7 protein-coding genes are annotated in these 13678 nt (G+C 67.1%); 4 read left to right on the forward strand and 3 right to left on the reverse strand.

All coding sequences use genetic code 11. The features are described 5' to 3' along the window. Positions 1-19 precede the first annotated feature (19 nt). Positions 20-2785, reverse strand: coding sequence for a bifunctional [glutamate--ammonia ligase]-adenylyl-L-tyrosine phosphorylase/[glutamate--ammonia-ligase] adenylyltransferase (gene glnE, locus AT699_RS09635; RefSeq protein WP_006387814.1), 2766 nt, complete (start codon positions 2783-2785; stop codon positions 20-22). A gap of 83 nt (positions 2786-2868) precedes the next feature. On the opposite strand from glnE, the gene AT699_RS09640 reads away from it, so the two are divergent. Then, the gene (locus AT699_RS09640; RefSeq protein ID WP_024068332.1) at positions 2869-6507 is read left to right on the forward strand and encodes a YhdP family protein; all 3639 of its coding nucleotides are present in this window, start codon (positions 2869-2871) and stop codon (positions 6505-6507) included. 122 nt (positions 6508-6629) lie between these two features. Here the strand turns inward: AT699_RS09640 and rho are convergent, their stop codons facing one another. Together rho and trxA are read right to left on the reverse strand one after the other, a co-directional pair. Continuing rightward, positions 6630-7889: a transcription termination factor Rho gene (gene rho, locus AT699_RS09645; RefSeq protein WP_006387816.1), complete on the reverse strand. Its 1260-nt coding sequence runs from the start codon at positions 7887-7889 to the stop codon at positions 6630-6632. Positions 7890-8006: 117 nt separating this feature from the next. Further along, complete coding sequence (gene trxA / locus AT699_RS09650) at positions 8007-8333, reverse strand: thioredoxin TrxA (RefSeq protein WP_006387817.1); 327 nt, start codon at positions 8331-8333, stop codon at positions 8007-8009. A gap of 330 nt (positions 8334-8663) precedes the next feature. Between trxA and parE the strand changes: the two genes are divergently transcribed. The 3 genes from parE to parC are packed head-to-tail and all read left to right on the forward strand — an operon-like array spanning position 8664 to position 13593. Next, the gene (parE, locus tag AT699_RS09655; RefSeq protein WP_026383474.1) at positions 8664-10625 is read left to right on the forward strand and encodes a DNA topoisomerase IV subunit B; all 1962 of its coding nucleotides are present in this window, start codon (positions 8664-8666) and stop codon (positions 10623-10625) included. Continuing rightward, positions 10625-11236, forward strand: a complete 612-nt coding sequence (locus tag AT699_RS09660) for a YcxB family protein (protein ID WP_020926907.1) — start codon at positions 10625-10627, stop codon at positions 11234-11236. Before parE ends, AT699_RS09660 begins: the two co-directional genes overlap by 1 nt. A gap of 35 nt (positions 11237-11271) precedes the next feature. Continuing rightward, entirely contained in the window at positions 11272-13593 is a 2322-nt protein-coding gene (gene parC, locus AT699_RS09665) for a DNA topoisomerase IV subunit A (RefSeq protein ID WP_024068333.1), read from the forward strand. The last annotated feature ends 85 nt before the right edge of the window (positions 13594-13678 follow it).

Genomic DNA, 13678 nt, shown 5'->3' on the forward strand with positions numbered 1-13678 from the left:
AGGGGGCGTCCCCCGTTGTTCAGCCCAGCACCGCATCCCACAGTTCGCGCACGGCCGTGCGCTCGGCCTGCAACTGGTCCGGCGCCACGCGCGCCTTTTCCACCCCCTGCATGCGCAATTGGTGCTGCACGCGCCGCAGCGTGCGGTAGGCATCGCCCGCGCGCGCGGCCAACGCCGGATCGATCAGCCCGGCCTCGCCGGCCAGCCGCAGCAGGGTGATGTTGCCCAGGTTGCGCACCAGCACCGGGTGGGTGCCGGCATGGCTCAGCACCAGGTACTGGGTCACGAATTCCACGTCGACCATGCCGCCGGCGTCGTGCTTGAGATCGAACCGGTCGGTGCTGTTCGGATGGCCGGCGTTGATCTTCTGGCGCATCGCCAGCACTTCCTCGCGCAGCTTGGCGGTATCGCGCGGCATCACCAGGATGGCTTCGCGGATCTGCTCGAAGCGCTGGCCGACCGCGGCATCGCCGGATGCGTAGCGGGCGCGGGTCAGGGCCTGGTGTTCCCAGGCCCAGGCGTGCTTTTGCTGGTACTGCTCGAAGGCTTCGACCGATACCGCCAGCAGCCCGGCGTCGCCGTCCGGGCGCAGGCGCAGGTCGACTTCATACAGCCGGCCCGACGAGGTCATGGTCGACAGCCAGGAGGTCATGCGGCGGCCCAGCTTGGCGTAGACCTCGGCGGCGTCCTCGCGCGCATCGTCATACAGGAACACCAGGTCCAGGTCGGAGGCGTAGCCCAGTTCCTTGCCGCCCAGCTTGCCGTAGGCGATCACGGCGAAACGCGGTTCGGCGCCCGCGACCTTGTTCACCAGCGGCCAGGTGCGGCGGATGGTTTCCGTCAGCAGCAGGTCGGCCAGCGCGGATAGCTGGTCGGCGAGCTTTTCGACCGTCAGCTCGCCCTCCAGGTCCTGCGCCAACAACTGGAAGCTGGCCTGGCGCTGCACGTCGCGCATCAGGTTCATCTGGCGCTCGATGTCGGGATCGCCATCGGGCAGGCGGCAGGCGTCGAGGTCGGCGGACAACTGGCGCGCGATCTGGGCGAAATCCAGCGGTTCGAACAGCGTGCGCCAGTCGATCAGGCTGTCCAGCAGCAGCGGATGCTGCGTCAGGTACTGGGCCGCCCACGGGCTGGCCGCGACCATGCGCGCGACCCGCGCCAGGGTGTCGGGGTATTCCGCCAGCAGGGCCAGATAGGCGCTGCGCTGGGCGATTTTCTCGATCAGGTCGAACAGGCGCACGGCCGCGTCCAGCGGCGCGTCGGTCTGGCGGGCGGCGCGCAGCGCGGCCGGCAGCAGCGTTTCCATGCGGCGCCGGCTGCTTTCGGGCAGGCTGCGCACGCGATGGCTGCCCAGCAGCGTTTCGGTGCGGCGCAGCAGGTCGTCGGCCTGCTCGCCGAAGGCCTGGCGGATCTGCTCGGCCAGTTCGCATTGCTCGTCGCTTTCGTCCGCGGTGGTTTCTTCGGTGGCATCGGCGCTGTCCGCCTTGTCCATGCCGACCATGCGGAATACGTTGCGGAAGGTCTGCGAGACGAACTGGCGATGCGCCGCCAGCGTGGTTTCGAAATCCTGCGCGCTCATGCCGAGGGCGGCGGCCAATCCGGCGCGCAGCGCCGGGTCGCCCGGCAGGAGATGGGTCTGTTCGTCTTCCCGGTATTGCAGCGCGTGTTCGGTGCGGCGCAGGAACCGGTAGGCATCCTCCAGGCGGCGCGCGTCTTGCGCCGGAACCAGGCCGGCGACGCATTCGGCGTGCAGGGCGGGCAACAGTCCGCGTTGTTGCAGTGCCGGCATGCGGCCGCCGCGGATCAACTGCGCCAGTTGCACCACGAATTCGATTTCGCGGATGCCGCCATCGCCCAGCTTGATATTGTTGGCGCTGTCGATGCCGTTGCGGGCGGAAGCCCGCCGCTGCCAGTCCTGGCGGATGCGCTCGCGCAGGGCGCGCAGGGCGGCCAAGGCGTCGAAGTCGAAATACTTGCGGTAGACGAAGGGCACGCGCAGGCTTTCCAGCTGACGGGCCTGGGCGGCGCTGTCGCTGCCCTCGAACGCCTGCGCCGGCATCAGGCGCGCCTTGAGCCATGCGTAGCGTTCCCATTCGCGGCCCTGGCCGATCAGATAGTGCTCCAGCGCGTCCAGGCTCCAGGCCAGCGGGCCGGCGTCGCCGTCGGGACGCAGGCGCAGGTCGGTGCGGAACACCTGGCCGTTGGCGTCGACCTCGGACAGCACCGGCATCATGCGGCGCGTCAGGCGGCCATAGAACTCGTGGTGGCTGATGCGGCGCGGGCCATCGGTGTCGCCTTCCTCGCCGTACAGCATGATCAGGTCGATGTCGGAGGACACGTTCAGTTCGGCGCCGCCCAGCTTGCCCATGCCCACGATCAGCATTTCCTGGGGCAGGCCGGTGGCCGGGTCGCGCGGCACCCCGTGCACCTCGGCCAATTCGGCGGCCACGCTGCGATAGGCGGCGGCCACCGCGGCATCCGCCAGCGCCGTCATCGCGCCCACCACTTCCTCGAGCGGCGCCTGGCCGGCCAGGTCGCGCACGATCAGCGTGCTGAAGACCCGCTCGCGCAATTTGCGCAGCACCTGGCGGCACAATTCCACCGGCAGGATGTCCGGCGCGCCGGGGCCGGCCAGCTCGGCCTGCCAGTGCGCCAGCCGTTCCCGCGTGACGGGTTCCCGTACGGCGTCTTCCAGCCACGCGGCCAGGTCCGGATGGGCATCGAGACGGCGGCGCAGGTGGCCGGACCAGGCAAGGGCGGGGGCGAACAGGGCGGGCATGGACATGGCGATCGGACGGGAGACGAATGGACGCGTTTCAGGTATAAGTGGGGACGATACCGCAAGACTATTCTCCTGCCCACCGATCCGTGTCTGTTTCAAAGAAAGTGTTCTGCTGCCTGTTCTGGGTGGCGCTGACCGTGTACGGCGTCGTGGCCATCGGGCTCCTGGGCGTGCGCTATTGGGTCTTGCCGCGCGTGGACCAATGGCGCCCCCAGATCGAAGCCTACGCCAGCCAGGCGCTGGGCGCACGCGTCGCGATCGGGGCCATCCGGGCGGATTGGCAGGGCCTGAACCCCAAGCTCGAACTCAGCGCGGTGCAAGTCTATGACGACGTGCCGGAGCCGGTCCTGAGCCTGCCTTCGGTGTCGGCGGTGCTGGCCTGGCGCAGCCTGTTCACCCTGTCGCCCACGTTGCTGCGCCTGCGGGTGGAGCAGCCGGACCTCACCTTGCGCCGCGACGCCGCCAACCGCCTGTGGGTGGCGGGGCAGGGCATCGACCTGAATGCCAGCGATCACCAGTCGGACCTGAATCATCCGGCGCTGCGCTGGCTGACCGGGCAGCGCGAGGTGCAGATCCGTGGCGCCCGGATCCGCTGGCAGGACGAATTGCGCCAGGCGCCGGATCTGGTGCTGAACAATGTCGATCTGCTGGTGCGCAATGGCAGCTTGTCGCATCGCTTCGTGCTGCGCGCCGACGGCGATCCGGTGTTGGCGCGCAAAGTGGACCTGCGCGGAGAATTCAATCGCAGCCTGTTCTCGGCCAATGCCGCCAGCCCGGCCAACTGGAGCGGGCAGCTCTACGCCGCGCTGGATGACGCCGAACCCCTGGCCTGGGCGCCCTGGCTGTCGCCGCCGCCGATCAAGGGACGCATCAGCACCCGCGCCTGGCTGCAGCTCGATCATGGCAAGTTCACCACGCTCACGGCCGACGTGGCGACGCGCGGGGTGGACTGGTCGGCGGCGCCTGGTGCGACCGCGGTGCGCGCCGGCTATGCGCAAGTCCGCATCGAGGGCGTGCCGGGCGATTTCATCGACGGCGAGCGCGTGCCGCTGGCCCGCAGTTCCGGCGCGGCCAACCTGTCGGTCATTGGCCATGCCGAGCAATTGCGCGTGGCGCTGCCGGGCATATTCGAACAACCCGAGCTGGGAGCCGACGAGGTGGCGCTGGACGCCCGCATCAAGGGAACCAGCGAACACGACTGGTTCATCGACGTGGCCCAACTGCGGATCGCCAATGACGATCTGGATGTGCGCCTGCAGGGGCAGTGGCGCAGGGAAGGCAAGAGCGCGGCGGGTAGCGTCGACATGCGCGGCACGCTGGTGCGCGGCGCCATGAACGCGATCCATCGTTATCTGCCGCTGGAGGTGAACGCGGACGCGCGCGAATGGCTCGCGACCGGATTGCCGGCCGGCCAGATGGAGTCGGCGTCGATTGTGCTCAAGGGCGACCTGGACGAATTTCCCTTCGGGGCGGCCGGATCGAGCGGCGAGTTCGTCATCGCCGGCGCCTATTCCGGCGCCAAGGTCGACTACGCGCCGGCGCGCCCTCACCGCAAGGGCTGGCCGATGCTGGAGAACCTGTCGGGCAGCTTCCGCATCGACAAGGTTGGGCTGGTGCTCGACAGTCCGGGCGGCGCGCTGGCGCATACCGGCCCAGGCCAGACCGTGACGCTGGGCGCGGTGACCGCCTCCATTCCCGACATGGAACACAATGCGCAATTGACCGTCAATGGTGAAACCAGCGGTCCGGTGCCGGCCTACCTGGCGCTCTCGGAAAGCTCGCCGCTGGGCCAGTTGCTGGACGGCGCGCTGGACGAGGCGCGCGGCACTGGCACCTGGCGCATGCCGCTCAAGTTGAAAGTGCCGTTGATGAACACCGACGACACGCAGGTGGAAGGCAAGATCCAGTTCGCCGACAACACCTTCACCTTCATGCCGGAAATGCCCTTGCTCAGCCAGATGCATGGCGACCTGGATTTTTCGGAGAAGGGCGTGCGCACCAAGGAGATCCGCGCCCAGTTCCTGGGCGGGCCGGTCAAGCTCAGCGGCAGCCTGGCGCAACCGACCGATGCCTTGCGTTTCGAGGGCGTGCTGGCGGGATCCGGGCTGACGCAGATCAGCAATACGCCGTCGATGGGCCGTTTTACCGGGAAGACCGCCTACAAGGGCCGGATCGGCTACCAGCGCGGCGGTTCGGTCGAGTTGTCGGTGGAGTCCGACCTGACCGGCCTGGCGATCGATATGCCGGCACCCGTGGGCAAGCCGGCGTCGCTGGCCCGGCCCCTGAAGTTGCAATGGGGGGCCGCGCAGGATCCGGGAGCCAAGGGCAGGCGCTGGCTCACCGCCAGCCTGGGCGACAATCTCAATGCACTTTTCGAACGTGATCCGGCCGATGCCTCGCCGTCATACTTCACCCGCGGCGCGCTCGGGATCGAGCGTCCCGCCAGCCTGCCCGAACGCGGCTTGAGCCTGAACGCCAGCCTGCCGGAACTGGACATGGACGCCTGGGAAGCCGTGTCCAACGGCTTCAACCCGCCGCCAGCCAAGGGGCGCGCGGCGGCCCGGCCGCTGCTGCCGGTTGCCGAGCGCGTCAGCCTGAGCGCGGGCCTGCTGCGCGCCAGCGGCTACACGCTGAACGACCTGACCCTGTACGCCACCCGTCCGGCGCCGGCCCAATGGCGCGTGGACATCCAGTCGCGCCAGGCAGCCGGTTCGCTGTCATGGCGCGAAGCGTCCGGCGCGATCGCCGGCCAGATCACCGCCCGTTTCAAGTATCTTGCGCTGGGCGGCGCCGACGACACCAACGAGGCCGACAAGGCGCTTTCCTCCGGCAACGACCTGTCGGACATTCCCGCCATCGACCTGCAGGCCAAGGAATTCCGCCTCTATGGCAAGAACCTGGGCGAATTGCAGGTGCTGGGCACGAATCTGGAGCGTGGTCGCCAGTGGCGCCTGGATAAACTGTCGATCACCAATGACGCCGCGGCCTTGAATGCGACCGGTGCCTGGCGCCTCGAAGGCCCGGAGCGTGGCTTGACGGTGGACGCCACCGCCAAGTTCGAGAACGTCGGCAGCTTCATGGATCGTATCGGCTTTGACCGGGTCGTGTCCGGCGGGACCGGCAGCATCAAGGGCAAGGCGACCTGGCGCAACCTGCCATGGACCCATGACATCGCCGACCTGGTGGGCGACGCCGAGATCAGCCTGGACAAGGGCCGCTTCATGCACGTGAATTCGCGTACGGCGCGCCTGCTGGAGCTGCTGTCGCTGCAGTCGCTGCAGCGCCTGGCCCGGCTTGACGTGAATCCGACCAACCTGCTGCGCGACGGCTTTCCTTTCGATACCGTGCGCGGCCAGATCAAGCTGGCCGATGGTTCGCTGAATACCGAGGGCTACAAGATCAATGGCCCGGTCGCGGCCATCGTGCTGGCGGGGGGCGTCAACATCGTGCAGGAGCGTTGGGATCTGAAAGCGGTCGTGATCCCCAATCTCGACGCCAGTGGCGCAGCCATGGTGACGGCGCTGGCGGTCAATCCGCTGATCGGCCTGGGCGCCTTCGTGACCCAATGGGTGCTCAAGCAGCCGCTGGCCCGCGCCATGACCATGGAATACGCCGTGACCGGCAGCTGGGACGATCCCAAGATCGACCCGATCGACGCGTCGGGCAAGCCGGCGCCCAAGCAGACGCCCAAGCCACGCAGCCTGGAAGAGTTCATCGAGCACTGATCCGGCTGCCCCAGCGATCGCTGGCATGGCGATACAGACCCCCAAAAAGCATTTGGCGAGGACCGCCGTGGGGCAATCCTCGCCAAATCGATGCGTGCGCCCGGCATGCGGGCGGCGACGGCTTATTTCTTCTTCATCATGTCGAAGAATTCGGCGTTGGTCTTGGTGGCGCGCATCTTGTCCAGGATGAATTCCATGGACTGGACTTCGTCCATGTCGTGGATGAACTTGCGCAGCACCCAGACCTTCTGCAGCAGGTCCGGCGCGATCAGCAGTTCTTCGCGGCGGGTGCCCGACTTGTTCAGGTTGATGGACGGGTAGACGCGCTTTTCCGCCAGGCGACGCTCCAGGTGCACTTCGGAGTTGCCGGTGCCCTTGAATTCTTCGTAGATGACTTCGTCCATGCGGCTGCCGGTCTCGATCAGCGCGGTGCCCAGGATGGTCAGCGAGCCGCCTTCCTCGAGGTTGCGCGCGGCGCCGAAGAAGCGCTTGGGACGTTGCAGGGCGTTGGCGTCGACACCGCCGGTCAGCACCTTGCCGGAAGCCGGCACCACGGTGTTGTAGGCGCGGGCCAGGCGGGTGATCGAGTCCAGCAGGATCACCACGTCCTTCTTCATTTCGACCAGGCGCTTGGCCTTTTCGATGACCATTTCGGCGACCTGCACGTGGCGGGTGGCGGGCTCATCGAAGGTCGAGGCGACCACTTCGCCGCGCACGGTGCGCTGCATTTCGGTCACTTCCTCGGGGCGCTCGTCCACCAGCAGGACGATCATGACCGCGTCGGGGTAGTTGGTGGTGATGGCGTGCGCGATGTGCTGCATCATCACCGTCTTGCCGGACTTGGGGCTGGCGACGATCAGGCCGCGCTGGCCCTTGCCGATGGGGGCGAAGACGTCGAGGATGCGGCCGGTGAGGTTTTCCTCGCTCTTGATGTCGCGTTCCAAGCGCAGCGGCTGGTTCGGATGCAGCGGCGTCAGGTTCTCGAACATGATGCGATGCTTGATCGCCTCGGGCGCCACGCCGTTGACCTTGTCCACCTTGACCAGCGCGAAGTAGCGTTCGCCATCCTTGGGCGTGCGCACTTCGCCTTCGATCGAGTCGCCGGTGTGCAGGTTGAAGCGGCGGATCTGGGACGGCGAGATGTAGATATCGTCCGTGCTGGCCAGATACGAGGTCTCGGGCGAGCGCAGGAAACCAAAGCCATCGGGCAGGACTTCCAGCACGCCGTCGCCAAAGATCTGCTCGCCCTGCTTGGCGCGCCGTTTCATGATGGCGAACATCAGCTCCTGCTTGCGCAGGCGGTTGGCGTTCTCGATTTCCAGGCCAGCGGCCATTTCCAGCAGCTGCGAGACATGCAGCGCCTTCAGTTCGTTGAGGTGCATCGCGGTGAGTGTTGGGGGAAAAGTAAAGGAGGGTTCTGGCGGCGCGCCACGGACGGGCTCGCGCGGTATTGAATGCGCGCCGCCCCCAGGGCGGCGCGTTCGTTCACAGCACGCAGTTTACAACGCGCCGTCCAGGAATGCCGTAAGTTGCGACTTCGACAGCGCGCCAACCTTGGTGGCGGCAGCCTGGCCGTCTTTAAAGAGCATGAGGGTGGGGATGCCACGGATGCCGTACTTGGCGGCGGTGCCCTGGTTCTCGTCCACATTGAGCTTGGCGATCGTCAGGCGACCGGCGTATTCGGTGGCGACTTCTTCCAGGATCGGGGCGATCATCTTGCAGGGGCCACACCAGGCAGCCCAGTAGTCCACCAGCACCGGCTGGCCGGATTTCAACACATCGGCATCGAAGCTGGCGTCACTGACGTTCTTGATTTGGTCGCTCATGATGGTGTTTCTCGGTTCGGCAGCAAAAGGCGCGTAAAAAAGGGACGCGCCTTGCCGTTGTTCTTGTTTGTGGAATGGATTAAAGCATACCACTGTCAATAACAACAGGCATACTACTGTTTATAACAACAGTATTCGCCGCTTTTGTGTAGGATATCGCGGCGCAGTTATCGCGATCCGGCGCATTGAACCCGGATCCGCTGGCTGTGTCTCTATCGTCATCCTACCGAATTCGGAGCTGGTCAGGTCGTGCGCATCCCACCCGGAGCCGCGCAGAATCTGGGCTTATCCGTAAAATGTCGGTTTTTTTCCACAGATGTTGGGGATAACTTGGCCACTCCACGTTACAACGAGGCGTCCATCCGCGTCCTGAAAGGGCTGGAGCCCGTGCGGCAGCGCCCGGGCATGTACACCCGCACCGAAAACCCCCTGCACATCGTGCAGGAAGTCATAGACAACGCCGCGGACGAGGCCCTGGCCGGCCACGGCAAGCAGATCCTGGTCACGCTGCACATCGATGGCAGCGTCTCCGTCGAGGACGACGGCCGCGGCATTCCCGTCGGCCTGCACCCCGAGGAAAACGCCCCCGTGGTCGAGCTGGTCTTCACCCGGCTGCACGCGGGCGGCAAGTTCGACAAGGCCGGGGGCGGCGCCTACGCCTTTTCCGGCGGCCTGCACGGCGTCGGCGTGTCCGTCACCAACGCCCTGGCCACCCGCCTCGAAGTGGTGGTGTGGCGCGATGGCGCCGTCAACCGGCTGGTGTTCAAGGGCGGCGACGTCGCCGAACCGCTGGCGCCCTACGACCAAGGCGGCCGCAAGAAATCCGGCACCCGCGTGCGGGTCTGGCCCGACGCCAAATATTTCGACAGCCCCAATATCCCGCTGGGCGAGCTGACCCACCTGCTGCGCAGCAAGGCCGTGCTGCTGCCGGGCGTGAAGGTCTCGTTGGTCAACGAAAAGACCGGCGACACCAAGACCTGGCAGTACCAGGACGGCCTGCGCGGCTACCTGTCCGAGGCGCTGGCGGGCGCCGAGCTGATGGTGCCGTTCTTCGAAGGCCAGCAATACGCCGGCGCCGACCACGAAACCTTCGCCGAAGGCGAGGGCGCCCAATGGGTGGTGGCCTGGACCGAGGACGGCAACGCGGTGCGCGAGTCGTACGTCAACCTGATCCCGACGCCGGCCGGCGGCACCCACGAGTCGGGTCTGCGCGAAGGCCTGTTCGGCGCGGTCAAGGGCTTTGCCGAGCTGCACAGCCTGCTGCCCAAGGGCGTCAAGCTGCTGCCCGAGGACGTGTTCGCGCGCGCCAGTTTCGTGCTGTCTGCCAAGGTGCTGGACCCGCAATTCCAGGGCCAGATCAAGGAACGCCTGAACAGCCGCGACGCCGTGCGCCTGGTGGGCGGGTTCGCCAAGAGCGCGCTCGACCTGTGGCTGCACAGCAATGTCGAATACGGCAAGAAGCTGGCCGAACTCGCCATCCGCCAGGCGCAGGCGCGCCAGCGTTCGGCGCAGAAGGTCGAAAAGCGCAAGAGTTCCGGCGTGGCGGTGCTGCCCGGCAAGCTGACCGACTGCGAATCCAGCGATGCCACCCGCACCGAGGTTTTCCTGGTCGAGGGCGATTCGGCCGGCGGCTCGGCCAAGATGGGCCGCGACAAGGAATTCCAGGCCATCCTGCCGCTGCGCGGCAAGGTGCTCAATTCCTGGGAAGTCGACCGCGACCGCCTGTTCGCCAACAACGAAATCCACGACATCTCGGTCGCCATCGGCGTCGATCCGCACGGCCCGGGGGACACCCCCGACCTGTCGGGGCTGCGCTACGGCCGCATCTGCATCCTGTCGGACGCCGACGTCGACGGTTCGCACATCCAGGTGCTGCTGCTGACGCTGTTCTACAAGCACTTTCCCAAGCTGGTCGAGGCCGGCCACGTCTACGTCGCCAAGCCGCCCCTGTTCCGCCTGGACGTGCCGGCGCAGGGCAAGCGCCCCGCGCGCAAGATCTACTGCCTGGACGAAGGCGAGCTGGAAGCCGCGCAGGACAAGCTGCGCAAGGAAGGCTCGCGTGAAAGCAGCTGGGCGGTCAGCCGCTTCAAGGGCCTGGGCGAAATGAATCCCGAGCAGCTGTGGGAAACCACCATGAATCCGGACACGCGCCGGCTGCTGCCGGTGGGCTATGGCGACCAGACCCCCGAAGACACCACCCGCATGTTCGACATGCTGATGGGCAAGGGCGAGTCCTCGCAGCGCCGCGCCTGGATCGAAGAGAAGGGCAACCTGGCGGAGCTGGACATCTGATGTCGTTGCCCTCGTCCCCGCCGCCGTCCGCCGCCATGGCGGTCGACCTGACCGCCGACGACTACGCCGAATTCGCGGCCTATGTGTACAAGCGGCCCGAATTGCGCCGCCGCCGCTACCTGTCGCACCTGCGTTTCGCGGTGTTGATGGTGGTGGTCCTGCTGGGCTACCTGGTCTGGCAGACCTGGGACGGGCATGGCCCGAACTGGGGCCTGCTGCTGCCGGTGTACTTCGAGGGGCTGGCGGTCGGCCTGGGCATCCTGGCGCTGCTGGCGCTGGCCTACGAGTTCGTGCTGCCGGGACTGGTGCGCATGAACACGCGCCGCATGCTGGCCAAGCGGCCGGACGGGATGTTCCTGGGACGTCACCAGCTGGTCTTCGGCGCCGACGGCATCGAGGACAGCATCGCCGACGCCTCGGGGCGCATCGACTGGGTCGACGTGCGGCGGGTCGAGGAAACGCCGCAGCATCTGTATGTCATCCTGGGGACGCTGCAGGGCGTGATCATTCCCAAGCGCGGGCAGGACGCCGCCACGCTGGACGCGGTGCGGGCCCAATTGCGCGAGCACGTGGCCGACTCCCAGCTGCTGGGCGCCGCGCGTTCCCAATGACGCCGTTTCAATGAATTTGTCTACCTGAAACCATCATGACCGACAGCAATCAACAAGGTTTGTTCGACGCCGCGCCCGACGAGGGCGGCGACGCCGCCATCACCCTGGCGCGCTATGCCGAACAGGCCTATCTGGACTATGCAGTGTCCGTGGTGCGGGGCCGGGCCCTGCCCGACGTCGGCGACGGGCAGAAGCCCGTGCAGCGCCGTATCCTGTTCGCCATGCAGGCCATGGGCCTTGCGGCCGGCGCCAAGCCGGTCAAGTCCGCGCGCGTCGTCGGCGACGTGCTGGGCAAATACCACCCGCACGGCGACCAGGCGGCCTATGACGCCATGGTGCGCATGGCGCAGGACTTCTCCCTGCGCTATCCGCTGATCGACGGCCAGGGCAACTTCGGTTCGCGCGACGGCGACAACGCCGCGGCGATGCGCTACACGGAAGCGCGCCTGACGCCGATCGCCAAGCTGCTGCTGGACGAACTGGACGAGGGCACGGTCGATTTCGTGCCCAACTACGACGGCAGCCAGCAAGAGCCGCAGATGCTGCCGGCGCGCCTGCCGGTGATGTTGCTGAACGGCGCTTCCGGCATCGCGGTCGGCATGGCCACCGAAATCCCGCCGCACAACCTGCGCGAAGTGGCGCAGGCCTGCGTGGCGCTGATCAAGCAGCCGCAACTGCCGGACGCCGAGCTGTTCGGCATGATCCCCGGCCCGGACTTCGCTGGCGGCGGCCAGATCATCACGCCGGCCGCCGACATCGCGCAGATCTACGCCGGCGGGCGCGGCTCGCTCAAGGTGCGGGCGCGCTGGCAGTTCGAGGAAATGGCGCGCGGCCAGTGGCAGCTGGTGGTCACCGAGCTGCCGCCCGGCACCTCGTGCCAGAAGGTGCTCGAAGAAATCGAGGAAATCACCAACCCCAAGGTCAAGAGCGGCAAGAAGAGCCTGACGCCCGAGCAGACGCAGGCCAAGGCCGTGATGCTGAACCTGCTGGACGCGGTGCGCGACGAATCCGGCAAGGACGCCGCCGTGCGCCTGGTGTTCGAACCCAAGACCTCGCGCGTCGACCGCGACGAGTTCGTCAACACCCTGCTGGCGCAGACCAGCATGGAAAGCAGCGCCTCGGTCAACCTGGTCTGCATTGGCACCGACGGCCGTCCGCGCCAGAAGGGCCTGCGCGACATCCTGGCCGAATGGCTGGCGTTCCGCACCAATACCGTGCTGCGCCGCACCCGCTTCCGTCTGGACAAGGTCATCGACCGCATCCACGTGCTGGAAGGCCGCATGGTGGTCTACCTGAACGTGGACGAAGTGATCCAGACCATCCGCGAATCGGACGAGCCGCGGGCGGCATTGATGGAGCGCTTCAACCTGTCCGACCGGCAGGCCGAGGACATCCTGGAAATGCGCCTGCGCCAGCTGGCGCGCCTGGAAGGCTTCAAGATCGAGCAGGAGCTCGAGGACAAGCGCAAGGAGCAGGTCGCGCTGCAGGAACTGCTGGACAATCCCAACACCCTCAAGCGCTTGCTCATCAAGGAAATCGAGGCCGACGCCAAGCAATATGGCGACGACCGCCGCACCCTGATCGAGACCGCCGAGCGCGCCGTGCTCGAAACCAAGGTGCTGGACGAACCGGTCACCGTGATCGTGTCGCAGAAGGGCTGGCTGCGCGCCCGCCAGGGCCACGGCCACGATGCCTCGCAGTTCGGCTTCAAGCAGGGCGACGATCTCTATGGCGCCTTTGAATGCCGCACCACCGACACGCTGATCGCCATGGGCGACAACGGCCGTGTCTACTCGGTGCCGGTGGCCGGGCTGCCTTCGGCGCGCGGCGATGGCCAGCCGGTCACCACCATGATCGACCTGGAAAGCGGCACCCGCATCGTCCACACCATCGCGGCGGCGGCCGACAGCCGCTGGCTGCTGGCCACGCGCGGCGGCTATGGCTTTGCCGCCAAGCTGTCGGACATGACCAGCCGCCAGCGCGCGGGCAAGCAGTTCATCACGCTGGAGGCGGGCGACGAACTGCTGCGTCCGGTGCCGCTGTTCGAGGGCGCCACGCAGCTGGCGCTGCTGTCGCAGAAGGGCAAGTTCCTGGTGTTCGGGCTGGACGAAGTCAAGTCGCTGTCCGGCGGCGGGCGCGGCACCATCCTGATGGGGCTGGACGGCGCCGACAAGCTGGACCAGACCGTGCCGATCGGCGCGCTCGGCCTGCGCGCGGCGGGCATCTACCGCAACAAGCACACCGAGGACATCCTGGCGGGCGCGGCGCTGGCCGTGTACGTCGGCAAGCGCGCCCGCAAGGGGCGGGCGCTGGACGTGCGGCCCAAGCAGCCGCTGCTGTCGCCGGTGCTGGGCTGACCTGCCGGCGGGCGACGCGGCCATCAACGGCGGACCCTCGGGTCCGCCGTTTTTTCATCCCTTGGCTTGACCGTCGCCCGTGGCG

This window comes from Achromobacter xylosoxidans, assembly GCF_001457475.1.
In the GTDB taxonomy this organism is placed as follows: Bacteria; Pseudomonadota; Gammaproteobacteria; order Burkholderiales; family Burkholderiaceae_B; genus Achromobacter; species Achromobacter xylosoxidans.

Coding starts and splice junctions, on each gene's coding strand:
- glnE (WP_006387814.1), bottom strand. CDS start 2,785: ATGTCCATGCCCGCCCTGTTCGCCCCCGCCCTTGCCTGGTCCGGCCAC.
- rho (WP_006387816.1), bottom strand. CDS start 7,889: ATGCACCTCAACGAACTGAAGGCGCTGCATGTCTCGCAGCTGCTGGAA.
- trxA (WP_006387817.1), bottom strand. CDS start 8,333: ATGAGCGACCAAATCAAGAACGTCAGTGACGCCAGCTTCGATGCCGAT.
- AT699_RS09660 (WP_020926907.1), top strand. CDS start 10,625: ATGTCGTTGCCCTCGTCCCCGCCGCCGTCCGCCGCCATGGCGGTCGAC.
- parC (WP_024068333.1), top strand. CDS start 11,272: ATGACCGACAGCAATCAACAAGGTTTGTTCGACGCCGCGCCCGACGAG.